The organism is Streptomyces sp. NPDC002054, from assembly GCF_040296685.1.
GTDB lineage: Bacteria > Actinomycetota > Actinomycetes > Streptomycetales > Streptomycetaceae > Streptomyces.
Window position 1 is genome coordinate 64,979 of record NZ_JBEOXT010000036.1, and the last position, 26,368, is coordinate 91,346.

The 26,368-nt window shown below is 70.0% G+C and carries 28 protein-coding genes and 1 pseudogene; 16 read left to right on the plus strand and 13 right to left on the minus strand.

Annotated elements, in window-relative coordinates:
• Positions 1–80: 80 nt before the first annotated feature.
• Positions 81–518, minus strand: coding sequence for a MarR family winged helix-turn-helix transcriptional regulator (locus tag ABT123_RS29030; protein ID WP_351320070.1), 438 nt, complete (start codon positions 516–518; stop codon positions 81–83).
• Positions 519–664: 146 nt separating this feature from the next.
• Here ABT123_RS29030 and ABT123_RS29035 point away from each other — a divergent pair, with 146 nt between their 5' ends.
• Positions 665–1,546 (plus strand): NmrA/HSCARG family protein, encoded by an 882-nt coding sequence (locus tag ABT123_RS29035; protein ID WP_351320004.1) that lies wholly within the window; start codon positions 665–667, stop codon positions 1,544–1,546.
• Between the two features lie 204 nt (positions 1,547–1,750).
• Here ABT123_RS29035 and ABT123_RS29040 read toward each other — a convergent pair whose 3' ends face one another.
• On the minus strand, positions 1,751–2,959 hold the full coding sequence (locus ABT123_RS29040; protein WP_351320006.1) for an aromatic ring-hydroxylating oxygenase subunit alpha: 1,209 nt from the start codon (positions 2,957–2,959) through the stop codon (positions 1,751–1,753).
• A 5-nt stretch (positions 2,960–2,964) separates the two neighbouring features.
• On the minus strand, positions 2,965–3,651 hold the full coding sequence (locus tag ABT123_RS29045) for a VC0807 family protein (protein ID WP_351320008.1): 687 nt from the start codon (positions 3,649–3,651) through the stop codon (positions 2,965–2,967).
• 361 nt (positions 3,652–4,012) lie between these two features.
• Between ABT123_RS29045 and ABT123_RS29050 the strand changes: the two genes are divergently transcribed.
• The gene (locus tag ABT123_RS29050) at positions 4,013–4,660 is read left to right on the plus strand and encodes a hypothetical protein (RefSeq protein WP_351320010.1); all 648 of its coding nucleotides are present in this window, start codon (positions 4,013–4,015) and stop codon (positions 4,658–4,660) included.
• Here the strand turns inward: ABT123_RS29050 and ABT123_RS29055 are convergent.
• Positions 4,596–4,931, minus strand: a complete 336-nt coding sequence (locus ABT123_RS29055) for an effector-associated constant component EACC1 (RefSeq protein ID WP_351320012.1) — start codon at positions 4,929–4,931, stop codon at positions 4,596–4,598. The two genes, ABT123_RS29050 and ABT123_RS29055, sit on opposite strands and share 65 nt — an antisense overlap.
• Before the next feature lie 236 nt (positions 4,932–5,167).
• On the opposite strand from ABT123_RS29055, the gene ABT123_RS29060 reads away from it, so the two are divergent.
• Positions 5,168–5,305, plus strand: coding sequence for a hypothetical protein (locus ABT123_RS29060; RefSeq protein ID WP_351320014.1), 138 nt, complete (start codon positions 5,168–5,170; stop codon positions 5,303–5,305).
• Between the two features lie 118 nt (positions 5,306–5,423).
• Here ABT123_RS29060 and ABT123_RS29065 read toward each other — a convergent pair whose 3' ends face one another.
• Complete coding sequence (locus ABT123_RS29065; RefSeq protein ID WP_351320016.1) at positions 5,424–5,879, minus strand: hypothetical protein; 456 nt, start codon at positions 5,877–5,879, stop codon at positions 5,424–5,426.
• Positions 5,876–6,256, minus strand: a complete 381-nt coding sequence (locus ABT123_RS29070; RefSeq protein ID WP_351320018.1) for a hypothetical protein — start codon at positions 6,254–6,256, stop codon at positions 5,876–5,878. The genes ABT123_RS29065 and ABT123_RS29070 overlap by 4 nt, the downstream gene beginning before the upstream one ends.
• A 148-nt stretch (positions 6,257–6,404) precedes the next feature.
• Here ABT123_RS29070 and ABT123_RS29075 point away from each other — a divergent pair, with 148 nt between their 5' ends.
• The 3 genes from ABT123_RS29075 to ABT123_RS29085 all read left to right on the plus strand — a co-directional run bounded on the left by ABT123_RS29075 (position 6,405) and on the right by ABT123_RS29085 (position 8,224).
• Positions 6,405–6,707 (plus strand): hypothetical protein, encoded by a 303-nt coding sequence (locus ABT123_RS29075; RefSeq protein ID WP_351320020.1) that lies wholly within the window; start codon positions 6,405–6,407, stop codon positions 6,705–6,707.
• Positions 6,708–6,742: 35 nt separating this feature from the next.
• Positions 6,743–7,483, plus strand: a complete 741-nt coding sequence (locus ABT123_RS29080; protein ID WP_351320022.1) for a DUF6193 family natural product biosynthesis protein — start codon at positions 6,743–6,745, stop codon at positions 7,481–7,483.
• A 285-nt stretch (positions 7,484–7,768) separates the two neighbouring features.
• Positions 7,769–8,224: a hypothetical protein gene (locus ABT123_RS29085; protein WP_351320024.1), complete on the plus strand. Its 456-nt coding sequence runs from the start codon at positions 7,769–7,771 to the stop codon at positions 8,222–8,224.
• Between the two features lie 226 nt (positions 8,225–8,450).
• Here ABT123_RS29085 and ABT123_RS29090 read toward each other — a convergent pair whose 3' ends face one another.
• Both ABT123_RS29090 and ABT123_RS29095 read right to left on the minus strand, forming a co-directional pair.
• Complete coding sequence (locus ABT123_RS29090; protein ID WP_351320026.1) at positions 8,451–9,800, minus strand: pentapeptide repeat-containing protein; 1,350 nt, start codon at positions 9,798–9,800, stop codon at positions 8,451–8,453.
• 436 nt (positions 9,801–10,236) lie between these two features.
• Complete coding sequence (locus ABT123_RS29095; RefSeq protein ID WP_351320028.1) at positions 10,237–11,511, minus strand: sulfite oxidase; 1,275 nt, start codon at positions 11,509–11,511, stop codon at positions 10,237–10,239.
• 451 nt (positions 11,512–11,962) lie between these two features.
• On the opposite strand from ABT123_RS29095, the gene ABT123_RS29100 reads away from it, so the two are divergent.
• The 6 genes from ABT123_RS29100 to ABT123_RS29125 all read left to right on the plus strand — a co-directional run bounded on the left by ABT123_RS29100 (position 11,963) and on the right by ABT123_RS29125 (position 16,313).
• A complete protein-coding gene (locus tag ABT123_RS29100; RefSeq protein WP_351320030.1) occupies positions 11,963–12,787 on the plus strand; it encodes a helix-turn-helix domain-containing protein in 825 nt (274 codons plus the stop codon).
• An 80-nt stretch (positions 12,788–12,867) separates the two neighbouring features.
• A complete protein-coding gene (locus ABT123_RS29105) occupies positions 12,868–13,911 on the plus strand; it encodes a methyltransferase (RefSeq protein WP_502971087.1) in 1,044 nt (347 codons plus the stop codon).
• Positions 13,912–13,987: 76 nt separating this feature from the next.
• On the plus strand, positions 13,988–14,314 hold the full coding sequence (locus ABT123_RS29110) for a hypothetical protein (RefSeq protein ID WP_351320034.1): 327 nt from the start codon (positions 13,988–13,990) through the stop codon (positions 14,312–14,314).
• A gap of 22 nt (positions 14,315–14,336) precedes the next feature.
• Entirely contained in the window at positions 14,337–15,272 is a 936-nt protein-coding gene (locus ABT123_RS29115; protein WP_351320036.1) for a MerR family transcriptional regulator, read from the plus strand.
• 519 nt (positions 15,273–15,791) lie between these two features.
• Positions 15,792–15,962, plus strand: coding sequence for a hypothetical protein (locus tag ABT123_RS29120; RefSeq protein ID WP_351320038.1), 171 nt, complete (start codon positions 15,792–15,794; stop codon positions 15,960–15,962).
• Positions 15,963–16,154: 192 nt separating this feature from the next.
• Positions 16,155–16,313, plus strand: coding sequence for a hypothetical protein (locus ABT123_RS29125; RefSeq protein WP_351320040.1), 159 nt, complete (start codon positions 16,155–16,157; stop codon positions 16,311–16,313).
• A 476-nt stretch (positions 16,314–16,789) separates the two neighbouring features.
• On the opposite strand, the gene ABT123_RS29130 is transcribed toward ABT123_RS29125, so the two are convergent.
• The 3 genes and pseudogenes from ABT123_RS29130 to ABT123_RS29140 all read right to left on the minus strand — a co-directional run.
• The gene (locus tag ABT123_RS29130; protein ID WP_351320042.1) at positions 16,790–17,287 is read right to left on the minus strand and encodes a hypothetical protein; all 498 of its coding nucleotides are present in this window, start codon (positions 17,285–17,287) and stop codon (positions 16,790–16,792) included.
• Positions 17,288–17,289: 2 nt separating this feature from the next.
• On the minus strand, positions 17,290–17,820 hold the full coding sequence (locus ABT123_RS29135) for a helicase associated domain-containing protein (protein WP_351320044.1): 531 nt from the start codon (positions 17,818–17,820) through the stop codon (positions 17,290–17,292).
• An 8-nt stretch (positions 17,821–17,828) separates the two neighbouring features.
• A pseudogene (locus ABT123_RS29140) lies at positions 17,829–18,056 on the minus strand (hypothetical protein); the annotation flags it as partial.
• Positions 18,057–18,341: 285 nt separating this feature from the next.
• On the opposite strand from ABT123_RS29140, the gene ABT123_RS29145 reads away from it, so the two are divergent.
• The 4 genes from ABT123_RS29145 to ABT123_RS29160 all read left to right on the plus strand — a co-directional run bounded on the left by ABT123_RS29145 (position 18,342) and on the right by ABT123_RS29160 (position 22,938).
• On the plus strand, positions 18,342–21,017 hold the full coding sequence (locus tag ABT123_RS29145) for a hypothetical protein (protein ID WP_351320048.1): 2,676 nt from the start codon (positions 18,342–18,344) through the stop codon (positions 21,015–21,017).
• 419 nt (positions 21,018–21,436) lie between these two features.
• Positions 21,437–22,063 carry a hypothetical protein gene (locus tag ABT123_RS29150; protein WP_351320050.1) on the plus strand — a complete coding sequence of 209 codons (627 nt, stop codon included), beginning with the start codon at positions 21,437–21,439 and terminating at the stop codon, positions 22,061–22,063.
• Positions 22,064–22,337: 274 nt separating this feature from the next.
• Positions 22,338–22,472, plus strand: coding sequence for a hypothetical protein (locus tag ABT123_RS29155; RefSeq protein WP_351320052.1), 135 nt, complete (start codon positions 22,338–22,340; stop codon positions 22,470–22,472).
• 136 nt (positions 22,473–22,608) lie between these two features.
• Positions 22,609–22,938 carry a hypothetical protein gene (locus ABT123_RS29160; protein ID WP_351320054.1) on the plus strand — a complete coding sequence of 110 codons (330 nt, stop codon included), beginning with the start codon at positions 22,609–22,611 and terminating at the stop codon, positions 22,936–22,938.
• Positions 22,939–24,267: 1,329 nt separating this feature from the next.
• On the opposite strand, the gene ABT123_RS29165 is transcribed toward ABT123_RS29160, so the two are convergent.
• The gene (locus tag ABT123_RS29165; RefSeq protein WP_351320056.1) at positions 24,268–25,317 is read right to left on the minus strand and encodes a hypothetical protein; all 1,050 of its coding nucleotides are present in this window, start codon (positions 25,315–25,317) and stop codon (positions 24,268–24,270) included.
• Positions 25,318–25,332: 15 nt separating this feature from the next.
• Complete coding sequence (locus ABT123_RS29170; protein WP_351320058.1) at positions 25,333–25,941, minus strand: hypothetical protein; 609 nt, start codon at positions 25,939–25,941, stop codon at positions 25,333–25,335.
• Positions 25,942–26,368 lie beyond the last annotated feature (427 nt).

Here is a 26,368-nt window from a genome sequence, read left to right on the forward strand (position 1 = left end):
GGCGGGGCTGAACGTTTCAGTCGGCGAGTGTGGTGAAGCCGTGTGTTCTTCGACGGCTCTGTGGGGTGCCGCCGAGGGGCTCAGCCTGGCTTCGGCAGGGATCGCAGGCGTCGCATCTGGGCGTGGCTGAGGTCGTACGCCCGTCGCATATGGCGGGTGATCACCTCTAGCTCGTCTTCGCTGTGGTCGTCGAGTAGCGACTGCCACGCCGGGCCGAGGTCGTCCCACACCGCGGTGACGCGGGCGATGCGGTCGGGCACCGGCGTGACCAGCACCCGGCGTCGATCCTGCCGGTCGGGCGCGCGGACCACATAGCCACCGCGCTCCAGCCGGTCCACCAGCCGTGTGGCCGACCCCGTGGTCAGCCCCGTCATCTCGGCGATCTGCTTCACCGTGCGCGGCCCGGGGTCGGCCGTCAGTAGGCTCAGGCACTGCACGTCGGTCGGGTGCAGCCCGAGATGATCGGCGACAGCCTGGTTGAACAGCACATACGCCGCCAGGTAGCGGCGCGACTCCATCGACAGTTCCTCGCGCAATCGGGCCCGGCGTGAGTCTGTCACCTGGATCACACTCCAAATCGCTGCGCGGCGCAGCAGTCTCTCGTAATATTCACTGCGCGACGCAGTGAATGCGTCGCGCAGTGATACTACCTGCTGGGGGACCCATGCTTACCGTTGCCGTCACCGGAGCCACCGGAGCCCAAGGCGGAGCCACCGCCCGCGCTCTGCTGGCCGCGGGTCACCACGTGCGCGCGCTCACCCGCCGCCCCGACTCGCCTGCCGCCGACGCCTTGCTCGGCCTGGGAGCCGACGTGCGCCACGCCGACTTCGACGACCGCGCCTCCCTCGACGCCGCCCTCTCCGGGGCAAACTCCCTCTTCGCGGTCACCACCCCGTTCGGCACCGACACCACCACCGAAACCCTGCAGGGCAAGGCCCTCGTCGACGCCGCGGCAGCCGCCCGCCTCGGGCACATCGTCCTCACCTCCGCCGCCCACGCCGACCGCGGCACCGGGGTTCCGCACTACGAGAGCAAATACCTGGTCGAGCAGTACCTCCACACAGCCGGCGTGCCCTGGACCGTGATCGCTCCGGCGGCATTCATGGACAACTACGCCAGCGGCTGGACCCTCGACGGGCTGCGCGACAACACCTTCGCCTGGCCCATGCCTGCCGACCGGCCCCTCACGCTCATCCCCGCCGCCGACATCGGCGCATTCGCGGCGCTGGTCCTCCAGCGCCGTGACGAGTTCACCGGCCGTCGCATCGACATCGCCTCCAACGAGTGCACCCCCAGCCAGATCGCCGAGACCCTCGCGGCAGCCACCAACCGGCCGATCGCCCACCAAGAGGTCCCGCTGGCCCAGGTCCGCACCCGCTCCGCCGATCTGGCCGCCATGTTCGAGTACTTCACCACCATCGGCCTCGATGTCGACGTCGCCGGACTGCGGCGCGACTACCCCGAAGTCGGCTGGCACAGCTTCGCCGACTGGGCAGCCGGCCAGGAGTGGCCCGTACTCCTGGCCCCCACCCCGGCGAATCAGTGAGATCCCTGCCGAAAGCGCACACCCGCCCTTGCCTCTGAAGGAGCATCATCGTGAAGCCAACATCCCCACACTGAGCGCTGCCATTGACGCCGCGCTCGTCGATGGCTGGGCGACCCGCCCTGCACCGGACTGGCTGTTTCACCCCCGATGGCTGTCAGCGCCTGGCCCGCGTCGCCGAGCAGGCGCCGATGCCTGACGACGGAGTCACAGCAGTCGCTCCGCGAGGTAGCGCTGGAACTGCCACAACGGGCGCTCCAGATGGGAGAACCGACCGTTGGACGGCACCGGGCAGGAGGCCAGGCCACGCTGAACGCCGCGGACGGCCACCAGATCCTCTTCCTGGATCCGGGCGATCTGAGCGCGTACGCCGGCCAACTGTTCCGCGAAACCGGGTGTGTCCGGCACTTCTGGCGGAACCATGGCCGTGATCCGCGTGTCGTGGGTGGCGGGACCGGTGGGCAGCCAGCGGATGCTGACCGCGCTGTCAGGCAGGACCGCCAGGACGAACTGCGGGAAGATTCCTGCGATGAGCATCCCCGGCCGCGATCCCCGACGGGATCGCGCGTGCCTCCCCAGGCCCGTGCCGCCCCGCTCGGGGTCCGACAGGGGCGTGAACATGGTGAACCAGCGACCGTCGCACTCGTCGACTTCCGTGTCCCGGCCCGGCAGCACCGGATCCAGGGTCTGTGCATGTGTACCCATGTGGTGGTAGTTCTCCGAACCGTTCTCCACCGCCACTTTCCAGTTGGCGGGTACGCCCTCCCAGGTCTGGGTGTGGACACTCACCCAGTCCGCGATGCCATGGCTGCTGAGCCGCAGGTCCAGCTCGTGCAATTCGGGTGCCGCCGGTGCCGCGCCGGGGTCGAGGTTGAGCATGACGAAGCCATTCCAGACCTCGACGCGGTGCGCCGGGAGCCGGCAGCCGGCCCGGTCGAAGTCGACCCGCTGCATCAAGGGAGCGCCGGCGAGCTGCCCCGCGTACTGGCCGTTCAGCCGGTAGGTCCAGGTGTGATACGGGCAGGTCAGCCGTTCCAGGCAGCCGTGCTCGGGCGCGGTCTCCGGCGGCAGCAGGTCCATGAACCGGTGACGGCATACCCGGGACAGGGCATGCAGCTCGCCCTCCTCGTCCCGGGTGATCACCAGCGGCGTGCCGAGGATGTCCAACCGCAGATAGCTTCCCGGCTGTGGAATCTCCTCGGCCCGTGCCACGCACAGCCACTCCCGCCGGAAGATCCTCTCGACCTCCCATTCGTACAGCTCGGGGGAGGTATAGGCGTGGGGTGGCAGTGTTTGGCCGCGTTCGAGCGGGAGCCCGGCCAGGCGCCGCAGCTCCGTGAGCGTCGTGCGCAGCGCCTCGGGGGCGGAGGATGCGGGGGCCGCAAGCCCTGTGGCCTTGGTCCGGTGGAGAGTCATGGTGATCAGCCTTCCCTTCTGGTGATCAGGGGTGGCGAACCGAAGAGGGACAGTGCGTGCCGTCGGCCGTAGCGGTGGCTGTAGGAGACGGTGATGAGGACGACAGCGCACAGCAGCGCCAGTCCCTTCGCGCGATTGAGTGCCGGAACCGACTCCACCGGAAGCAGCAGGGCGACGAGCACTCCTGCACCGCAGTCCAGCAGTTGGGCGCAGCCCCACAGGACCGTCAGCCGGGTCAGTCCGCTGCGCAGAGCAGGCGAGACGTTCCAGGCTGCTTCCCGGGTGCGCGCGGCAGTGGGCCCGTGCCAGTACTGGCCGACCTGGAAGGCGAAGGGCTTCGCCACGAGAAGCGAGCCCAGGATCCAGAGCCCGGCAGCCGCCGCGAGTCCGGCGTCCTTGACGAGGATGACCCGGGGACTGCCGACGAGCAGCGACGACACGATGCGCACCGCCATCATGCCGATCATGAACGCCTCGAAGCTGTTCACACGACGCCGCGTGACGGACTCGACGGCCATGCGCACCGCCGGGACCGCCGCGCTGAGCGTCAGTGCCAACCATTGGCTGATCCCCTGCGACCGCAGAACGTAGTACAGGGCCACGGGAAGAGCCACGGCGAACAGGATCGGAGTGGCCACTGTCCGCCACGCCGGTATGTCCTGGGTTCCGGTCCGACCGTTCAGTGATGCCATACGACAAACCGTAGGGACCGGCGAAGATCACCGAATCGACGCGAGGGACGACATGGGCGGTACATCATTAGATGTACCTATTTGACCTGATTTCGACGGTGGGTGGTGGGCTCCGCTCTCGGGAGGCATGACAGCAACACTCGCCAGGCGCAGCCGCTGATCAGTGCGTAGATGATCATGGCGGACGCCGTCTCATCAGCCGTGTTCTGCGTCTTGGCGTCCTGCGGCCGGGGACCCTTGACGGTGGGCTCAGCGACCTCCGGAAGCTCCCGCGAGCTGTAATGAGCCGGCCAGCCCGGGCCGTGCCGGTGTAGCTGCTTACGATCCTGGGCGGCGCGGCACGAGAAACGAGGGGGACCGCATGTACGACCGGATACTCGACAGCGAACGCGGCGTCACCGGCCTGCACCGGGTCGTCGAGCACTACCGCCGGATCTACCTGGCCTGCGAAGAGGAAGACCGCCGGTTCTACGAGTCCCTGGACCTGGGCAAGGCCATATACGCGGCGGGCCATCTGCTCCGGCACGACGGCCAGCGCCACGACCACGCCCGAACCTGCTCCGGCGCGACCCTCGACCTGTTCACCAGCCGACTCCAGGAGCGCTCCACGGAGCTGGCCGAACACAAGGCCTTCCCGGCCGTCCACGCGACCATAGCGGAGGCCGCAGGCGGCTCTCTGGCGCCGCACTTGCAGTACGACGCCGCTCTCATGCTCTCGTGGCACCTGGGCCTTGAGCCGGCTGAGGTGTGGCTGCACTCGGGCGCGGCCAAGGGCTACCTGTACCTCGGTGTTCCCGAGGGGCACGAGAAGACCACCGTCGCCCTCGACGAGCTGCCGCGCGCTTTCCGCGAGCTGGATGCCTGGCAGGTCGAGGACATCTTGTGCATCTACAAGCTGTGCTTCCGCCGGATCCGCAACGGCGGCAAGGTCACGGACCAGCTGCTCAGGAAGCGCGAGAACGCGCAGGGGATGCGCTGCGGACACCCGCACTGCACGGCCGCCTGCTGAGGCGTGAGGCGTGAGGCGGTGACGGCTCGGCCCACACACTCCACGATCGGGCGGACCCTACTCCACGACCTGGCCCGGGCGAGGCGCACCAGCGACGGACGGTGTCGATGGCGGCGGGCAGGGCGAGCACCCCGGTGATGACGAGGGTGAGGACTTCCAGCCCGGTGCCGAGCTGCCCCTCGCGGGCGGGTTCGGAGGGCTCCCAGCGGGCCCGGCCATGGGTGCGGAAGCCGGGGTCCTGGGCGAGGAATCGCCGTAGCCCGTCTGGCACTGGGCCCGTCTGCCAGCGTCACCCGTACGACGTCCCCATGGGGTCCTTCTCTGGGCCTTCTGTTGGCCTTGTTGTGCACAAGCGGGATCTGGGCTCCGTCGTTGCGCACCTGGCGCGCGGGTTGGGGCAGCGAGGCCTCGCGGCAGCGGGCTTGCACCTCGTCGAACAGGGCGTCGGCGTCGATCACGCGCCCGCCCCCGGGGATGCCGTAGCGCAGTGCGCGGAGGAGCTGGCCGGTGAAGGTGGTGTGCCAGGCGCGGGCGGGGGCGCTGGAGGGCTCGGTGGCGCCGGAGGAGGCCATCACATACGTGCCGTTGATGGTCACGGCGGAGTCGCTGCCCGGGGAGAGCTGCTCCAGCGCCGATCCGCTGTAGCAGCTGTCGAGGATGACCAGCAGGGTGAGTGGTCCCTCGTTGCCGGAGGCGGGGTCGATCCGCTCGGCCACCTCTGCGATGGCCTCGTGGATCTCGGTGTGGGTCCGCGGGTCCTGGATCACCCGGCAGTTCTCGGCGGGCACGCCGAACTCCGGCGAGACGAGCAGCTCGCGCAGGTCCGCCGGATGTTCCGGACAGCCGGAATGTCCGGCAGGGGGTCGTACGCGCCCACGCTCACGAGCACGGCTCCGCAGGCCGTCCAGCAGGACAGGGGCTGCACGGGCGCGGGCTCCATGGGTAGGGGCTGCCGGACCCGGGTCGGCCGGTACCGGGAGAGCACCATCCGGTCCCTGTGGCCGAGCAGCTGAACGCGGTTTTCGATCCACTCCTCCAACTGGGCCGTCTGGCCGCCTGCTGCTTCGGCGTGCCGCGCGACCAGCCCCAGATAGCGCAGTCGCGCCACGGCGTGCAGGCGTGCCTCACCCTGGTACAGCAGGCCGTGGCCGTCGGGCCAGAGCAGCAGGGGCTCCGTCGCAGGGTTCGGCGGCTCCCATACCGACGAGGCCTCGGTCACGAGGTCCGCGACCACCCGGGAGTCCGGCGGGGGCGGCTGGGCGGCGAGCAGGGCCAGGGCCGTACGCCGATCGTGGGGTCCCAGTGTCCGCCGCCGTCGGCGGTCATGGAGGCCAGCGTCATCTCCTGCTGGAGGTCGATCCAGTTGAGATCGTCGGTCATCAGCGGGCGTCTGCCGTGCCAGAGGTCGTGCGCAGCCAGCACGCTCTGGCACACCGGCGCGAACTGGCGCAGCGCCGACATCGTGACGGCCGCTCCGCCGAACTCTGCAGGGAGCCGGCGTTGGTGCGAATTCATCCCGCTCACAGCGCCGATCCGGTGGTCGACGACCGGGGACCCGGATACGCCTGGAGGGAACTCGTCCGTGTTGGTACGCATCCCGAACTCGCCGACGGTGCCTAAAACCGGGAAATGGGGCGCCCAGCGGTGGGGAGCCTCGTCGGCGCGGCCGTAAGGGGCGCAGTATCCGTAGGCCAGCGCCCGATCCGGGTGCCAGGGGGGTCTGGTCGGCGAGCCAGACGCACTCGTGTTCCACGGGGTCACCGACGAGTTCCAGCAGGGCCAGGTCCCTGCCGAGGGGCACCGGATGCTCTCCCTCGGCGGCGAGGGACCGCAGCAGGCGGGCCGGCAGCACCACGCCGTCCTGGAGGTGGTCGCCACAGACACCGACCAGTCCGGCCGAGCCGCCCCCAAGCGCGGCTCGCGCCACGTGCGCGGCCGTCAGCAGCACCCCGGGCGCGATGAAGAACGCGGTTCCCGGCATGCCTTGTTCGGGTGGTCCCATCGCCTCGACGGAGTTGCCTGGGCCTGTGGCGGGCGAGCTGCCTGACCTGGGATTCGGCGGCTCGGGCACAATCATGAGCCGTGCCTACTCCTCCTGATCCCTCCTTCCTGTACCCGGATGTCGCGGCCTGCGGCAGCCTTGCTACGGCGCTCCGGGCCGAGGCGGAGGGCTGGCGCGGTGTCGTCCCTGTCACGTCGCCGGATTCCGCTCTGCTGCTCTACGCGACCGTTGCCAGCACCTTGCCGTATCGCGAGCCCCTGCAGATCAGCGCATGGTCGCACGAGCGGCGGTGGTCGATATCCGGCTCTGAGCCGTTCGAGGGAGCGACCCTCATCGACGGTCGGACGGACGATCTGGCGGAAGTCGCCAGGGCCGCCCGGGCGTGGCACGACGGGACATCGCTGATCGGCATCCGCCAAACAGCACCCTTCGTGCACCTGACAGGACGGTTCGAGGTACCCGACCGTGACCCCGGGCAACTGGCGGAATCCGAGTGGCAGCGCATGCGCCAGGAGGCGGACGAACTGGAGTACGCCTGGCAGGAGAAGTACCAGGCCTTGATCGAGGTGGCGTACGCAGAGCCGGCGCTGCGCGCCCTCTACCCGTTCACAAGCCACTGGGCGCTGCGCTTCTCCACCACCACCCGCCCTCGCCTGTCCGTTGTCGGACCGTGCCTGACTGCGGGCAGCGACGGCACGTACGGGGTGGGCAGGGGCTTCATCACTCCGGACATTGGCCGGTTCGCCACAGCTGGCGAGGCCGTTGCACTGGCCGTGCGCCAGCTGGCGTCCGGCCTCGGCTCGATTGCGCTCGGAGCGTGATTTCACGCAGCAAGTGCCGGAGCTGGCACACAGCAGCCGACTGAGCACCCGCCTTGGCGGATAGTGCCAACTGAGACGCTGAGTCACACTGCCAGTGGTGGAGGGCTCGGGCTTGGTTCCGCTGGCGGATGCTGGCTCGAGGTTGTGGTCGCGGGCGGTGGTGGAGACTGCCGACTCGGAGCGTTGGGGGTGTCGTTGCCGCGGTGCCGACCGCGGGTGACTGCCTCGGCGGTCGGCCGCCTTGTGAGGGCCGGGCCTGATGCGCACCCGGACCAGGTGGGCGCTTTGGCGTGCCGTCGGTACCTGCCTGCCCTGCTCGACCGGTACGTCCCGCTCGGCCCGGACCGGGCTGCGGTACGCCTCGGGGTGCACCGTACGGACTGCGACCAGGTTGGCCGGCTGGGGTGGTTGGCCCCGGTCGGCTCGGTGGAGGTGGGCTATAAGTGGCAGGGCAGGCTGACAACGGTCCCGCTGTACGACGCCGAGGACGTCGCACTGCTGCCGGTCGTCCGCCCCTTGGCGGACTGGCGAGCGGTGTGCGCCGTCACGGCAGGCCGCCGCTCCCCGCTCGCCGTCCTCGACCCCGTAGTCCCGGGCCGGGACAGGGTGCTGCTGGCGGAGGTCGGGCGGATTGCTCGGGTGGGCCGGGCGGCGGTGGTGAACTGGCGCCCTCGGTGCCGGGGGCGGTACGCACTGGTTCCGTCTCGATGGCCCGTGGCTGGTCCTGGCCGACGACGCTGAGGTGTCCGTTGTGCCGGCTGACCGCGCCGGGCGCGAGCCCGGTGGTGGTACTGGGCGAAGTGCGGGTGTCGGACCGGTTCCGGTCGGGGTGGGGCGGCACGGCGTCCCGTACGCCGGGATGGGGGAGCGCTGCTGTGTGGCGGGCAGTGTTGGGCAGGCTGCCGCCATGGCGGATGACGAGAAGGCCGATGTGTGAAAGCGAGAGGTCGCATCATCCGGAAGGGCTTCACCTGGCTGATGCCGGTACCCCACGCGTATGCTCGTCCATTTTTGCGCCCTTGATGCGTGCCCCGGTCAGCTTGGCCCCGCGCAGGTCAGCGCCGCGCAGGTCGACGCTGCGCAGGTCGACGTTGCGTAAGTCGGCATTGCGCAGGTTGGCGGATTTGAGGGAGGTGCGCGTCAGTTTGGCCATTTCATAGTCGGGTTCGTAGGTGAGGTCCGCGCCCGCAAGGTTGGCGCTCGTGAGGTTCGCGTCGGTGAGGTCGGTTCCGTTCAGCAGTGCCCGGCCGAGGTTCACGCCGCGTAGGTCCACGCCGTGCAAGTCGGCATCACGCAGATCAGCGGCGTTCAGGGAAGTGCGGGTCAGTCTGGTGTTGCCGTATCCATACGCACGGTCGTTGGTGAGGTCCGCAGCCTGAAGGTTGGCGCGGCTGAGGTCCGCGCCGGTGAGGTTGGTTCCGCTCAGCCATGCCTGGGTGAGGTTCACACCGCGTAGGTCTGCATTGCTCAGGTTCGCCCCGAGGAGATGGGCGCCTGTGAGGTTGGCGCTCGGAACAGGGCGCCAACCGCTGTCGGTTTCCTCGTTCATCAGGTCGGCTTCTTCACTGAGGAATGAACCCGTCAGGTTTGCCTCGTACATCTGGGCGTCGGAGAGGTCTGAGCCGATAAGAATCGCTTTGCTGAAGTTTGCGGATTCAGCCCAAGCCTTTCGTAGATCGGACCGTGTCAGCCTGGCGCTGGAAACGTCTACGTTCTGAAAATCCGCCTCCCTGAAGTCGAATTTGTCGAGTTCGGAGCCGTGGAGGTCGGATCCGGCCAGGTCTGCCCAGCGGAAATTCCTGACAGTCGATTCGCCGAGCAAGGGAACAGACTTGCCTTGAAGACCGCGGAGGCTGATGTTTTGCAGATTTGCAATGAGAGGCCAGGTCGACTTGGGGCGGTTGGCCAGAACGATGAGTGCTGCGGACACATCGGCAGGTAGAGCGGTCTTCTTCTCCGGCTGGGCAGGCGTCTGCGTGGGCAGCGGGGCTCTGTCGCGGACGTACGCGGAGAGAACCGAGGTAACGGCGGGATTGTCGCGTGGCGAGTCCTGCACGATGCGATCGAGGGCGTAAATACCGCCGATCCGTACGTGCACCGATGAGGCTCCCAGATGACTGATTGCAGTGTTGAACCGGTTGGTGATTTGTCCCTCATCGGAGATGCGTAGCTCCCTGCTGGCCTGCCCCACCTGAATCCAGCTGAACAGCACCGCGGCCAGGGCCGCCGCCCCCGGCAACATTGAGGCGACCAGCCCCCATCTACGGTGTCGGCTGCCACTCTCTTGCCTGAGCGGCTGGCGGGAGCCGCGTCTCATGTTCCGGTCCGCCCACCGCCGTGCCGTGATACGCAACCGTCTCAGGTCATGCTTTCTCTGCACAGTGTCATGGCACATCACGAGCGGGATCCGTGAGGCGTGCCACGCGGTCCCTATGGGGGCGAAACCCCACCGACGGCAGATCGCGGCGGCTCTTGTGAGCGACGTTCCGCAGTGCCTCCTGCCGGGGCGCGAGGGAGAGGCTGGTGAACCAGGCCGCCCCGTCGTCCAAGGTGCGGAGGTCCTGGGCGATCCATTCCTGTGTGCGGGCCACCGCCAGTGGGTGGTCCACACACGAAGCAGCGGGGGAGGGGCCGTCGAGGCTCGGGATGGGGCACCGGCGCAGGCGGACACTCATACGCCTGCGTGTGTGGCACCGATCCGCCGACACCGCGCGACTTGGCAAGCACTCCCGACCGGACACGGGGACGATCTTTCATACCACCGTGACCGGGTGGCGGACCACCGCGTCGAACAGGTAGCCCTGGGTGTTGTGGGCGGCCGTGGCCGGCTGGGTACGGCCGGTGGTGTCCGTAGCACGGGCCAGCAGCGTGGTCGGGCCCGTGGTCCGCGGGGTCCACGGCAGCGACCAGCGCACCCAGGAGCCCCGGCGCGGTGTGTCGCGGAGGCGGGCCCGCTGCCAGCGCGTCCCGCCGTCGGTGCTCACCTCCACCCGGTGCACGGGGGCCGCGCCCGACCAGGAGCGGCCGGTCAGCAGCCGGGTGCGGTGGACCGGCACTGTCGCGCCTGACTGGAGTTCGAAGGCGGTCTTGAGGGTCTGTCGGGTCAGCGGGGCGCTGCCCTGCGGCGGCTGGTCGGGGCCGAACAGCCGGTACAGGTCGGTATTCCAGGGGGTGTACAGCGGCTGTGCGCTGACCTCGATGTCGCCGACCCACTTGATGGAGGAGATGCCGATCCAGTCGGGGACCACGACCCGGACCGGTCCGCCGTGGTCGGCCGGCAGGGGCTCGCCGTTCATCTCGTACGCGAGGATCACGTCGTCCAGGGCCTTGGAGACCGGCAGCGGCCGGCGGACCCGGCCCAGGTTCACCCCGTTGGTGATCACCTCGTCGTCCAGGCCCCGGGGCAGTACGTCCACGGCGCGGCGGGTCACCCCGGCCCGCCGCAGCACGTCCGACAGCCGGACTCCGCGCCAGCGGGCCACGCCGATCGCGCCGAGGGTCCAGGCAGTTCCGGTGACCGGCTGGCCCTGCTGGGTGGTGTAGAAGCTCCGGCCGTTGCCCGCGCACTCGATGAAGAGGGTGCGTTCGACGGCCGGCAGGGAGCGCAGCAGGTCATAGGAGAACTCGACGGGGCCGCCCGCCAGGGCGTCGCCCCACACGTTCAGCCGCCAGTCGGCGGGAGCCAGGCGGGGGGTGACGGTGTGGTTGCGGACGAAGAACCGGTCCAGCGGGGTGAGGTGGCCGGTCCCGTGCAGTGCCGCGAAGTTGGTCTCGGCGTTGGTGCCGCGGATGGTGAACAGCTCGGGCGGCAGCGGTTTTACGATCCCGGGTGCCGCGTCTGCCCCGATGTTCGCCGCCGCTCCGGCGGATCCGGCAGCGGCCAGGCCCAGCGGGCCGGCCGCGGCCGCCGCCGCGAACAACCTGAGCACATCACGGCGGTCCACTCCGGCGGAGCGGGCACGGCCGCGCGCCCACTGGTGCAGGCGCGCACGGTCGTACTGGCTCTCGTCCGACAGGTCGACGGGCATGGCAGGACGCTCCTTGGTTGCGATTCCCGACGGACCGTAAGACCCCGCCCCCACCTGCGGGAACCTTCAGGCCGCGATGGCCACGAACCTGCAACACCGCCGCAATGGCGCGACCTGTCCGGGTGGCCTGGCTGCGCAGCTTGGTTGGGTATTACGTAGTTTCACCGGTCCGCGACACTTCTGCTGGCAGGTGACCCAGCCGGGAGGGTCCTCGTAGGCGAACTCCGTGGAGCCCCGCCCCAGCCGACATCATCCCTCCAAGGCGCCCCGGCACCGAGCAGCGCCTCGTCGAAGCAGCCTCAGCGCCACATCCGGATCACGCCCTGATCCCGGTCCGCCCCGATCCGCCCCGTACAACGGCAGGACCGCTGAATCGACCGCGGAACGGTTGCGGAACGGCCGCGGAACTTTCGTCCAAGACAAGGCCTGCGACTTCAGCGAGCCTGGAGGCATGCCCAGAGACGACGCGGGGGACGCGCCCCCGGAGCGCACTGCTTACGACCGCTGGGAGGTAGCCCGCCCCCTGGGCGGCACCTCTCTCGACGGCGTACGGATGGCCGGGTTCCGGGACCGTATGGCCGGCGGGCTGGACATGCGGGTGCTGCCCCAGCCCGCCGTCATCGTGGTCATCGGGCTCGGAGCCGGCCCGCTCACGGTGGAGAGCACCTCCGGGCACCGGCCACTGAGGGGTCTCGTCGCCTCCCTGTCGCCAGGTCCGGCCCGTATCCGCGGCGAGGGCATCGAATGCGTCGAGGTGGCGTTGTCACCCCGGGCTGCCTATGCCCTGCTGGGCGTTTCCCCCCTCGAACTGGACGGCTCCATCACCGGACTGGAGGACCTTTGGGGGCGGCACGCTCGGCTGCTGCGCGAGCAGTTGGCCGACACCGCATCCTGGCAGGAACGCCTGGCGGACGGATTCCTCAGACGGAGGGCCGCAGGGGCCCCGCCCATGGCGGCCGAGGTCGCCGCCGCCTGGGACGCCATCGTGGCCGACCGGGGCCGAGTGCGGGTCGGCGACCTCGCCGCGTCCTGCGGATGGAGCCGCAAGCGGCTCTGGGCCAGGTTCAGTTCCCAGGTCGGCTTGACCCCCAAGCGCGCCGCCATGCTGGTCCGCTTCGACCACGCCGCCCGGGCGCTCCTCGCCGGCGAGCGCGCCGGCGACGTCGCCGTGGCCTGTGGATACGCCGACCAGCCCCATCTCCACCGCGACGTCCAGGCCCTCGCCGGGTGCACGCCCGGCGCACTGGCCGGTCTGACCGCGTCCACCGAGCCCTGACTGTCCGTATCCGATATCCGGTATCCGATGTCCGACCGATCGGTGATCGGTCGACTCGAAGGAAGGAAGCAAGACCTGTGATGAACACCGAGGTCCGAGCAGCACAGACGGCGGCAGGACGGGAGCTCGTCGTCCGGCTCGCGTTCGGGAGCATGGCCGCGCACACCCTGCGCGCGGCGGTCCGCCTGGGGGTCGTGGAACTGATCGGCGACGGGCCGCGCACCGCTGCCGAGGTGGCCGTCGGAGCCGGGACGGCGCACCAGCCCATGACACGCCTACTGCGTGCCCTGACCGCCCTCGGCCTGCTCGCGGAACACGCCCCCGACACGTTCTCGGTGACCCCGGCGGGAGCGCTCCTCGGCCCCGGCCACCCGGACTCCCTCGCGTCGTTCGTCCGCATGTTCACCGATCCGGCGATCGTGCGCGCCTGGGAGCACCTGGACAGCAGTGTCCGTACGGGGGAGATCGCTTTCGATTCCGTCTTCGGCACGGACTTCTTCAGTCACCTCGCCCGGCACCCCGAGCTCTCCACGGACTTCAACGCGGCAATGAGCCAGGTCGCCTCCGAGACCGCCGCCGTGCTGCCGCGGGCCTTCGACTTCAGCCGGTTCGCCTCGGTCACGGACGTCGGTGGAGGCAGCGGCACCCTCCTGGCCGCTGTCCTCGAAGCGCACCCGGGTCTCGCCGGTGTGGTCTTCGATACTGCAGACGGCCTGGCAGAGGCTGTGAAGACACTGGCGCGGCACGGGCTGGAAGAGCGCTGCTCCCTGATTGCCGGGGACTTCTTCCATTCGGTCCCGCAGGGCTCGGATGTGTACCTCGTGAAGAGCATCCTGCACGATTGGACGGACGCCCAGGCGGTCACGATCCTGCGCCACTGCCGCCAGGTGCTGCCGCCCGGCGGCGTCGTTCTGATCGTGGAGCCGGTGCTTCCCGAGGTCGTCGGCGCCGAGGACGAGGGCACGTACCTGAGCGACCTCAACATGATGGTGAACGTCGGCGGCAGGGAACGCACTCGCGAGGACTTCGAGGAGGTGTGCCGCCGGGCGGCCCTGCGTGTCACGTCGGTCACCCCGCTCGTGGGGGCCGCCCCGTACTCCCTGATCGAGGCCGTGGCCGGCTGACCACAGACCGCGCGCCGAGCACCCGGTTGATTTCGACGTCGCGGTCAGGCTCGGTTTTGTCTCTCCGGTGGGCTCGGTGGAGATCGACTACAAGCGGCAGGGCGGGGTGACCACGGTTCCGCTGCACCCTGCGGAGGACGTCGTACTGCTGCCAGTGGTCCGTACCTCGGTGGACTGGCGGGCAGTGCACCGCCCGCGCGAGCCGCGCTCCCCGCCCGCCGCCCTCGCCCTTCTCGTCTCGTCTCGTCTCGTTTCGGGCCAGGACTGGGTGCTGCCGGTCAGCTCGAGCCGGGCGGCCGGTCCGACTACGAGCCGGGCGATCGGGCTCCGGCGACGCCGGCCGGTCGTGCGCGGCGACGTCTCCGCGCCCCCGCTTTGCCCGCCCCGGTTGAGCCTCCCGTAGGGGGAGACGGAAGGCTGGGGGCATGGACAGCGACACGCTCTATTCCATCGGGGAGCTATCCCGTCGGACCGGACTGACGGTGAAGACGATCCGGTTCTACTCCGACCGAGGCATCGTCCCGCCGACCGACCGGAGCCCGGCTGGCTACCGGCTCTACGGTCCCGACGCGCTCGCCCGCCTCGACCTGGCCCGCACACTGCGTGAACTGGGGCTCGACCTGGCTACGGTGCGCAAGGTGCTGGACCGGGAGGCGTCCTTGTCGGAGGTCACGCAAGCGCACGCCGACGCGTTGGACGTGCAGATCCACACCCTGCGCCTGCGCCGCGCCCTCCTTCGGGCGGTCGCCGGACGTGGCCGCCCCACCCCTTTGGAGATGGACCTGATGCACCGACTTGCCACGCTTTCCCGGACCGAACGCCAGCGACTCGTGGCCGACTTCATCGACGATGCTTTCGCGGGCCTCCACACCAACCCCGAGTTCGTGAGCCTGATGCGATCCGCACTGCCCGAACTACCCGAAGACCCCACGCCTGAACAGGTCGACGCCTGGGTGGAACTCGCCGGACTCTGCCAGACCGCGGACTTCCGTACCGCGATCCGGCGGACGGCCGAGGACCAGGTGGAAGAGCTCTCCCGGAGGGATGTCATCGCTCTGCAAGGGGCCCTCGACCTGGCGATGCGCGAACGGATCGACGAGGCCGTGTCCGCCGGTCTGCTTCCGGCCTCCGCCGCGGACGCCTCCTCGGCCGGGCCTGCCGACTCGCTGGGAGAGCTATACGCCCACGCGTTCGAGAGTGCCGAGGAGAGCGATATGCGCCGCTGGCTCCTCGCACGCCTGCGAACGGGCGCGGACCCGCTCGTGGAGCGCTACTGGCGGCTTCTGGCGACGGTCAACGGATGGCCTCCGTCATCAACGCTCGCACCCGTTCACTCCTGGTTCACAAGGGCGGCGGCATGAGGACGCGCGATCTGACGTTCGGCTTGTACGCGGATGCGGAAGGGCTGGCCTGGGTCAGGGCGCTCGTCGAGAACACCGTGAGCTCCCGCGGCGCCCGGATCGTCGGCGTGAGCGAGACGTCGCCCGTCGACGCGTATGACGTCCTGGCGCAGCAGTGGGCCGTGGAACATCCTGCCCGGAGCAGTGGCGCTCGGCAGCCGACCGAGTTGCGCCTGCGTTTGGTGTGTTCCCTTCGGACGTGGAGGGTCCTCCGCAAGGCGGTGATCGCGGCCTTGTGCCCGGAGGGGACGGCCCCGCATACCTGCCGTGTACCGTGGATGGCCCTCTGAAACGGGAACGGAGCGAGGCGCGGTGCCGGACGTCGCGGGTCGGCTGGTGGCATGACGGAGCAGCTCGGTTTCGGCGCAAGGCTGGCGTGGTTACTGGACCACAGAGAGCTCGGTGTGCAGGAGCTGGCCGACCGAGCCGGGTGCCCGCAGACGAGGTAGGAGCTGTGCTCGCGGGGGAGAGCCCCGGTGAGTGCTGCTCCGACGGCTCGCGACTGTGCTGGGTTTCCACGCCGTCGATCTGTGCGTCCTCGCGGGGCTGGCCGTCCCGGACGACATGGCGCCGTTGGACGCCACGGCCGAGCGGTGGGTTCCGTACGTCATGATGGACGTGGTGCATCTCCCAGCGGCGGGGGCGGCGTGAACTCCTGCACCTCATCCGTGCCTTGCCGCAGCAGGAACGGCGTTCCCGCTTCGCCCCGAAGCGTCTCGCGTCCCGCACCGACCGTTCGGGCGGCATGACGAAGACCCTGGCGGTCGTGACGCCCACTTCGCCGCCCTGCTGGGGATCGACGCCTCCGAACTGGCCGCACTGACGGGCGTCTTTCTGAGTGAGGTGCCACGCCCTCCGGTCCCGGAGGCCGTGGACGATGCGGCGCTGCTGTGGGAGGCGCGCCGACTGTCCGCCACCCAGGCACGACACGTCTCCGAGCTGGCGCGCTCCATGCGTGGGGACTCCCGCGACGGGTGCCTCATCAACCTGCCTGGATCGTGACGTCCGCTGGCACTCGCCTGCGGAGGACCCGGGTCGCAGAGGGCCCCACTCGGTTGGCGACCTACTGGTCACCGCAGTGAATGGGTGCGTTGGTGGCACTGGGTGGGCGTCAGCCAGGTTGAGGCCCGCCCCGGCTGCCCCCTCGGTTACCGGCGCCCGGACCGCCCCGCGCCCGGACCCGGCCGCTGCAGCACCAAAGCGTGGCCGCTGCTCGCCGCCCGCATGGCAGGCATCGCCCGCAGGCCGGAAGGCGAGCAGGGCCTGTGCGACCGCCTCAAGGCCGACCTCGCGGACAGCACCGCCTGGCAGCAGGGCCCGCTCGGAGAACTCGCCCGCTGCCTCGTCGACACAACCCCGCGCGCCCTGACCACCCCGCCCGGCGCCCCGGTCCCCGACGGCGGTCCCGCAGACGTTGCACGGCACCGCGCCCACGCGGTCCTTTCGGTTCCCATCGCAACGTGCCCGGCGGGCACGGATCACCAGCGCCGGTGCCGCCTGATTTCGTCGGCGGCCGACAGAGCGAAGCCCGCCACGTTGCGCGGACATCGCCAGCCGGATCCCGGGTTGGGTTCTGCGCCCGTTTCGTCGAGGTCTTCCCAGGTGTATTCGGATCCCCCGGCCAGCAGCGACAGCAGCATTTCGAAGGCCTCCAGGTGCGTGTCCAGGTCGTCGTCGCACGGGTGGCCCGCGTGAGGACACGAGGCCTGCCCGAGGGCGGGGTCCGAGGCAGCGGCCGTCAGGGCTGCCATGACCCGCCGTGCCACCTCGGGATCCGCGTCGCACGACGCATGGGCGTACGTCCACACCAGGCCAAACGTGTAGAAGGCCGTCACGTCCGGATCACGCGGCCGGACGGCACGCGCCTCGTCGAGCCGCTCTACGCATTGCAGCAGGGTCTCGTCGTGCTCCCCGAGGAAGTACCCCTGGTATATCGACTCCCAGTCATACATCAATTCGCCCGCATCATTGATCATGATCACAGGAGACGTCCGACAGGAGGTTCCGGTTCCCGGCAGCGCACGCTGCGGTGAAGCGAGGTGCACGGCGCTCCACGCGCAGGGCCCTTCTGTCTCCGCTGCTGAGAACGACCGACCGCCCGTAGCCCGGGTGATTGCCCCGCGACCACATGGCGGCCCATTCCACTCCGAGTTCGGGGAGCGCCTGGAGCTGCGCGGTGTTGAGGTGGTCGCGGCGTTGCCAGTCGACGGTCCACCCGCGCGTGGCGGGGTTCCAGTCTCCGTCGATCGCGGCCAGGGCGGCCCGGCCGCCCTCCGCTCCACGCGCACGGGGTCCTTCCCGACCCCGCCGGGTGCAGGCCGGGCCGGCGGACATTCGTCAGCCACTGGCCGATCTGGATGTCGAGGATCGCCGCGCCCCGCGGTGCGGCCAGGTTGCCGTGGAGTTCGTAGTAGGCCCGCGCGGCGGCGAGGCCCCGCTCGAAGCCTGCTTCGGCGGTGTCCGACACGATCCCCGGCTCCTCCAGCTCGGCGGCCCGTTCCCCGGTCATGGTTCCGGCTCTCCTCTGGCCCTCGGGCGCGCGAAGTCCTCGCGGTCCACCAGGGCGGCGTACGTGGCCAGTACGACGGCCGACCCGTGGCCCGCCCACAGGGCGAGCTGGATCGGGTTGGTGGTGGTGCGCACCCCGAGCTCCTCCAGCACGGGATCCTTCTCCAGCGGGCACACGGCGACCATCGGCGCGGTGTGCCCAACCCTGCGCCACGCCTGGGCGGTCTGGGCGGGCAGGTAGGGGAATTGGGAGGCGGTCAGGCGGCAGCGGGCGAACCGCAGTCAGCGGGCCGTGGAGGCGAACCTGAGCACGGCCTGCATGATCGCGGGCGTCAGCAGTTCGGCATTCGTCAGCTGTGGTGGGCGACCCGGTCGCGGTGTTCTTGCCAGAGAGTGATGTCGATGCCGGCGATGGTGAGGCCGTCGGGTGGAGTGGTGGAGCCGGCGCCGTGGACCTTCGTGAAGGTGATCTTCAGGTAGGCGGCCTGTGGCCCGGCCCGCTCTTGGGTCTGGATGACCCCTGTGAACGATCCGTGGCGTACGGTGCCGCGCCCGCCCAGGCCGCTCCGCAGACCGGGTGCAGGACGTTCACACCGCCCGCGACCGGGCCGCTACGACCTGCAGGGCATCGATGCTCAGGGCGAGAGCTCCGGCATCGGAGTGCACGCCCTGGACGGCTCCACCGTCTGCGCGGACGGGAAGGACTGCGCGCTCTCCGCCAGCACCCCGTACACCCTTCTCACCGATCGCGCCGTACGGATCCTGGACCGCGCAGCCACGGCGGGCTGCGAGAACGGCGTCGCGCTCGCTCGCGACCACAAGGGCACCTTCACCGCTCCCGGTGAGGTCGACTGCCTGAACCTGCCGCTGCCGCAGGGCTCCCAGATCGCCGTGCTGTCCGACTACGCCGCCGAGATCACCGTCGTCGATGCCAAGGGCGCGGCCTTCTGCAGCAGCGGGATGAGGGACGGCACCTGCGTCCTGGGCGGCACCGCCCCGTACCGCGCCCTCGTTTCCCAGCGGGACCCGTCCGAGGAGGGCAACGACTACCGGTTCGTGGTCCACCGCACGGACGTGCCGAGCGCCTGCCGTACCTTCCTGCCCGGCGACTTCTCGGCGAAGCCGGTCCGGATGAGGGTGAAGAACGACGCAGACGTCTTCGCCGACTGCCTGTCCATTCCGGCCGACGGCCACTCCGCGCAGGAACTCGTCCAGATCCAGCGGGTCTCGGGCAACCCCCACGCCGAGGTCAGCATCCTCGATGCGTCCGGCAAGCAGATCTGCTCGATCATCACCTCCCTCGGCACCTTCACCACCTGTTCCCTGACACCCAAGGTCGCGCACACCGTCCTCGTCCAGGGCCGCAACGTGCCCGCCGAGTTCGCCCTGACGCGCCTGGACGTGACCGCCACCGCGCGCGGCTGCGTCCCGACCCCGGCCGTGGCGGTCGGCGGCCCGTCCACCGGTGGTGTCTCGTCCGCGCCCGGATCGTTCCTCTGTCACCAGGTGACCACGGCCGACGCGGGCGACACCTTGCACCTGAACGTCCGTGATACGCAGGGCTCGACCCGCCTCATGGCGTTCGACGCGAACGGCACCGACGTCTGCGACTACTTTGCCGCGGGCTGCGCCGCCACCGGTTCCACCCGCTACCAGACCCTGCTTCAGGTCCCCGAGGGCAAGACCGCAGCACCCGCCTACCGGCTGGACGCGCTGCGCATCGGCACGGCGGCCGGGCCCGCGCCCGAATGCGTCCCGGTCCCCAATGTCAGCTACGGCTTCGGGCCGCTGACCGCCACCCTCGACGAGAAGAAGACGGCGGTCTGCGCCGTCCTCCCGACGGCAGCGGGTGACCGCTTCGCCCTGAAGTTCACACCCGCCGGCAGCTTCGAGCAGTCACCGACGCCCTGGCTCTACGACCGGTCCGGTCTGAAGAACGGATGCTACGGGTCGTGGTCCAGCGAGGGGCAGAACTACCAGTGCCAACTGCCGGATGCTTCCCCGAAGGTCTCACGGCCGAGCACGCTGGTGATCGGACTGCCGGAGAAGCCCGCACAGGCATCCACTGCCGTACGGGTCGAGGCGAAATGCGACCAGTACGTCTGCGGTCCCGACGAGCGAACCGTCGGTTCGGTCGGCCCGTCCACGGTCGGGCAGGGCAAGATCAACATGACCCTCACCGGTAGCGCACTGCGCGAAGACGCTGCGGTCGAGCTGTCCAGCGGCAGCTTCCGTGCGCGGTCAACGACGGTCTCCGTCGCTCCCGACCGGCGCAGCATGACGGTCGCCCTGGACCTCACGAAGGCCCCGCTCGGCCCGCTGTCCGCGTACGTGTCCGCGCACGGCGCCACGTACGCCAAGGGCACGGTCACGGTCGTCGCTCCGATCCGGTCGACCACCGCGCCCACCATCAAGGGCACCGCGGTCGTCGGCGTCACGGTGGCGGCGACGACCGGTGTGTGGTCGCCCGCGGCCGACTCGTACACGTACCAGTGGCAGGCGGACGGGGCCGCGATCGCGGGCGCCACGGCTTCCGCGTACGCCCTGCCGCCGACGTTCCAGGGCAAGAAGCTCAGCGTGGTGGTGACCGCGCGGAAGGCCGGCCACCCGGCGGTGCCGGCCGGCAGCAGCGCGGTGCTGGTCCAGGGGGTCGCACCCAAGGCGACACAACCGCCGGCCGTCTCCGGAGCGGTGCGCGTGGGCGGCAAGGTCACCGCGGTCGTGGGCACGTGGACGCCCGCGCCGACCTCGTACGCGTACCAGTGGCGGATCGACGGAGCGGCCATCGCGGGAGCCACCGGGTCGAGCTACGTCCTGCCCGCCTCGGCCCTGGGCAAGAACCTCACGGTGACCGTGACCGCCCACCGCACCGGGCACCTGAGCGGCTCGTCCACGTCAGGTTCGTACAAGGTCACCAAGGGCCTCGCGCCCAAGACGACGAAGGCCCCGGCCATCACGGGAACGGCCAAGGTCGGGCACGTGCTGACGGCGGTGCCGGGCACGTGGACGCCGGCACCGACCTCGTACACGTACCAGTGGTACGCGAACGGGCAGGCGATCGCCGGGGCGACCCGGACGACGCTCAAGCCGACTGCGGCCCAGCGCGGGAAGCGGATCACCGTCAAGGTGACCGCGCACCGTACCGGCCACGAATCCGGCACCGCGACGAGCAGCGCGACCGGGACGGTCACCGCCTGATCCTTTCCGCGCAACAGAGCAATGCCCCCGGAGCGGCGGTGACCACACCGCCGCTCCGGGGCTTCTCTGCCACAGAACCGGCCGGCGCGGCCCACATCCGCGACAGCCTGGCCCTGGTCGCCCCCACAGGCGCGGGCGCGGGCGCTCCGGCGGCCCCGAATGCGCAGCCGACGGCGCGATCGGCCGCTCGGGCTGGTCACCCAGTGGCCCGAGGGCGAGGCAGCCATGCAGCGGTCCCCGAGTACGGGACGCACCTTCGCCCGGCGGCGTCACCGGCGCTGCGCCAACCCGGCAACGTGTCGCAGACGTGTACCCCTGGACGCCAGTGGAAGGGCCGAGTCCGACGTACGGTCGGGCAACTGGCCAAGCCTTGCCGCCGGCACCGCACACCCTGGCCGGGGCCGGCCCTACTCGACGCCATGACCGGACAGGAGCAGTCGATGCTTCTCTACGCCCAGACCCCAGCACGGCGGAGCCGCCAGATCCTCGCGGACCTCATCGCCGTAGTCGTGGCCGCCACCGCGGTGAAGTTCGCCCTGGCCGTCCACGGCGCGATCATGCTGCTGGCCGAGCCGGGACGCAAGGTGGAGAGCTCCGGTGAAAGCCTCGCCACCGCCCTCGACGAGGCCGGCGACACAGCCTCGGAGGTGCCGCTTGTCGGTGACCTCCTGAAGAAGCCGTTCCAGTCCGCGGCCGACGCCGGCACCGGGCTCGCCGATGCAGGACAGTCGTTCCAGGACATCATCAGCCAGTTGGCCACGCTGGCCGCACTCGTCCTGATCGTCCTCCCCGTGGCCTGCGTACTGCTGCTGTGGCTCTTGGTGCGCCTGCGCTGGATCCGTCGCAGCGCCACCATCCGAGGCCTTCGCGACGCACCCGGAGGTGACGACCTACTCGCCCTGCGCGCCCTCACCGGGCCGCCGCGCGACCTTTCCGCGATCTACGTCCCTCCCGGCGGCCTCGCAGACGCCTGGCGCCGCGGTGACCGGCAAGTCGTCTCCGCCTTGTCCGAGATCACGCTCAGGCGAGCGGGCTTGCGGCCCTGACAGGCGGAGCAGGGAAACCTCGCTCACGCGCCCCATGAAGCTGTGGGTCCACCGGGGGAACGCCGCGCAAGACACCGCCGCGCCCGGCGCGGGTGATGCCGGCCGCTGCCCACCTCGCCGCGCAGGTTCGGCGGGCGGGGTGGTTCGGCACGGGTTGCGTACGCCGCCAGCCTGAAGGTGCGGGTGAAGCTCAAGGCGGCTCCGTGCCCGCTTCGGCCATCCCGACTGGCCGGGCGGCTGGATCGGCTTCGACCTGTACAAGTCGAAGGGCCGGATGAAGCTGGAGGTCCGCGGCAGGCTCGGCGGCCTGGCCGCCATCTGCAACCGGACCTGCAACGAGAAGGCCGGCCGGAAGTACTGGGACAAGCTCGGCGCCAACCTCCGCAAGGTGGTGCGCGACAAGTTCTAGACCCGGAGCCCCGCTCCATCTCTGAACATGTTCAATAATGGAGCGGGGCAGGCCCGCGACCCCTTCCCGGGGCCGCGGGCCCCTCCGTACCCTCGATACCCCCCCGAGCCGTTCCACCGAAAGACGGACCACCGCAATGAGCCCGACCGCCCGCCCCGCGCACACCGCGCACACCCCGCGGAACCTGGCCCTCGGCTACCTGGCTCTGATGGCCGCCGCTGGCCTGGCCCGCGGCATCGCCGGCGTCTCCGCCGACGGCTACCTGGCCGCGCTCTACTTCCTGTCCTTCCCGGGCTCGCTGCTGGTCACGGTGTTCGCGATCCTTCCCCTGAACGCCCTCCTGGGGACCTCGGCCCCGGAGACCGCGAAGCCCTTCGGCCCGATGGTCTACCTGGTGGGCGGTGCCGCGGTGAACGTCCTCCTGCTGTGGGGCGCAGCGAAAGCGGTCCGCCGCCTGCGCGGCTGACAGGGACCTACGCCCCCGCGCTGCTCCACCACGGCATTGCGCCGCTCCCGGTGCCCCCGAAGCGGCCGTGACGACCCCCATGAATCCCGCGGGCCGGGCGGCCCGGCGCTCGGCCGGCTGCCCAGCCGGCCTTCGGCGCGGGACGGGTGACCTTGTTACGCAGGGTCATCGCCGGCCGGCGGGCGCCGGGATCCCGACGCGGCGGTTCCGGGTCAGTTGACCTCGCGCGCTGACCATGGAGGCGCCGGAAGGCGGCCACGAAGAAGAGGCCCGCGAGAGAAATGAAGACAAAATAGGTTTCATCTACCACTATCGGGCTAAGCTGAAGATAGACCTACGAAACGAGCGAGGGAGCTCGACCGAAGTAGCCGACTGAGGCGGAAGCAGATGGTCCGCCGTGGCCGACGTCAACGGTAGGGCTGAGAGGCCGAGGGTCGGAAGACCTGATGGCGACCCCCACCACCTGACCCGGACAATGCCGGCGCAGGGAGTCCGTTTCGTAGGTCGTCTCGCATTCGGCCCTGCGATCACGAGCCGATCCAGGGCTGAGCCGGACACACCGGCCTGACAGTCCGGGCGCTGGCCGACCGGGCCCGGCGTACCTGAGATACGACCGCGCGAGCGCAATGGGCTGATCGATCCGCTTGGCGTCCAGGGCGAATGCCGGAGAGCCGTGGCCGGCTCTGTAGGTGGCTCTCACTGTGCCACCCGATGAGGAACGAAGCCATAACAGGCCTGCCCGGCTGACAGACGCCCTGCCGGGGGTGCCTTCCGGCACCCCGAATGCCTCGCGAAGCGGGCCCTTGGTGGAGGGCTTGAAGGTCATGCCGACCAGGGTCTGCCCGATGCCGGGATCCTGCAGAAGCCGGACGGCATCGGGAGAGATCCGCCGATCGCAACCGCAGACAGCACATTCACCTGCACGGCTGCCGACCCTCACCACCAACCAGGCCCTGACAAGCGGGGCCCGGCAGCATGCCGTCGCGGCTGTGCAGCTGAAGTGGTGGGGACCGGGCAGGAACTCGCACCGCAAACCCCCAGACCGGCTCGACACCGCAGAGCCGCATCCAGGCGGCCGGATACTGTCCGAAACCCGGTCGTGGGAGACCGGCGAGATCACGTACACCGGCTGGGGCGGATCGGGGACCCCTCAGGCCGCCGTGAACCTACGTCGTGCGCTCCGGACGCTGCCAGTAGTGACTCCCCGGCACCGCCGACGGTCCGGGCGCCTGCCCGTGCCGCTGTGGGAGGGCCGGCCACCGGCTGGTGGCCGGCCCTCCCCGCCTGCTCGGCCCGCGGGCATGGCCGGAGTCCGTGTCCGTGTCCGTGTCAGCCGACCGGAGTTGTCGGGGCCTCCGCCGGATTGGGGGTCAGGGAGCGTACGTCGAACCCGCACTGCTGGCGCAGCCTCACAGTGAACTCGACCCAGGCTGCGGCGAACTTGGCGGCCGTGGCCGGGGTCTGCGGCTGCTCGAACCTGAAGTACGAGATGAGCGTCGTCAGGGTGGCGGCATGATCGTCGGTCTCGTACGGCAGCAAGACCTCCAGGTAGTCCGCGAGCTCCGTCTTGCCCAGCTCACTGCCGGACGCCGCGTCGAAGGGCTCGGCGGCGGCGCAGTACTCGGTGGGTGCCGACTGGCCGGCCACCTTCGCGTAGCGCGCCACGGGGTCGAGTCCGGAGTTCTGCACCGCGACCGGGTCGGGCGTTGCCTTCGCCAGCACGCCGGCCAGCGCGCTCGCGGCCTGTCCCCTGGCGACGACCGCCACCGCCCGGGCCTGGAGGTCCGGGCCCTCGATCATGGCGGACAGAGGGGCCTTCTCGGTGGTGACGGGCTTGCTCATCACCTCGCCGTTCCCGACGACCGCCCCGTCGTAGGGCAGGGCGGCGCCGGAGCCGATGCGGGACCACTGGCCGCCGGCGAACCGGGCGAGCGCGATGACGTACGCGTGCCCGGGCTCGAGCCGGGAGGCGCCCTCGCGGGCGATCGGAGTACGGGTGGTGCCCTTGAAGGACCAGCCGTCCACGGTGGAGGTGATGTCGGCGGGCAGTTCGGCCGCGCCGGGGCGGGACCACAGCTTCTGCGCCACGTCGATCCTGACGGTGCGGCCGATGTAGCCTTCGCCGGCCTCGACCTCCTCCGCGGAGGGCGCCTGCTCGTTCTCCGAGACCACGTTGACGACCGCGACGTGGTCGGCGTAGGAAACCCAGTCGCCGGCAGTACTGGAGGGGAGGGCCTCCTTGGCGTGCCCGACGATGACGGACGGACGGCGCGGGCCGTCGCCGTCCGAGGGAAAGGCCGAGACGGCAAGGATGCCCGCGCCGACGAACGAGGCTGCCACGAGGAAGCCGACGGCTCTGTTCCGCTTCTTGGGAATCATGCGTGCCTCCTGGTTCTAGTAGACGCTGTTGACGTTGCGGCGGTTGTTGGAGCCGAGGGAGTACACGTCCCTGATGGACATGCAGCCCAGGCGGCTGTCCGTGTTGCTGACGCGGGGGTTGGCGTCACGGCCGTGCGTGAGTCCCACGGAGTGTCCGGTCTCGTGGCAGACGTCGGAACCGTTGATCGGCCCGACCTCGGAGGCGCTGGAGTTGTACCGCACGTAGTGCTGGTCGCACTTCTTGCTCGTCACGGCGTCGTCGCACCACGTTATGCCAATGGTGTCGGAGGGCAGGGCGCCGGACTGGTTGATGAGGTCGGTTTCGGCGTCACCGGTGTAGGTGCCCGAGGACTGGAACGACACCGTCAGGTCCGTCGGGCCGTACTGGTTCTTGATCGTGTTCTTGATGGTGGTCTTGACGCTGCCCGGTACATTGCCCTGCGACCACACCGTGAACGTGGCGTTGTCCGTCTGGCAGAGCGTGCCGTTGCTCATCTCGCCGTCGTAACACGTCCAGTCGTAGTTCGGGAACATGTTGTCCAAGGCCACCGCCGACTGTGTACCGACCATGAGCATCGCCGCCGCCAGTGTGACGGTGGTGGTTCCTCTGCGCAGAAGCGGCATGGATCAATCCCCCCGGGAATGGTGTGAGTTGGCGTCTGTGCCGGGTCATGGATGCTGCGTGAGCGCCCCGGTCGGCTGACATCTAAATGGATCAAGGCCGTCGGGGGATGCGACAGTGGCCAAGATCACGTTTCGGTGCCGCCCTGCACGTCCTGAGCGGCCCCGCTCCGCGGGCAGCGCGTGCCGGGTGCAGCCGAATCGAGCGGAATCGGATCGACACGGCTCTGTATGCACCGGCGCCCCGCAGGCCAGCACTGTGCAGACAACTGGCTGACCTGGGCTTCCTTGCCCGGGTGGTGAGGGCGCCAGCCTTGCTGGATGCCGCCGGACGTCTACTCAGTTTGTAGTCGTGGTGTCGTTGGTGTGAGTCCGGTTCCGGTGAGGCATCCGTCGATGATGTCGCTGCGGTATTGAATCTGGCGAAGGC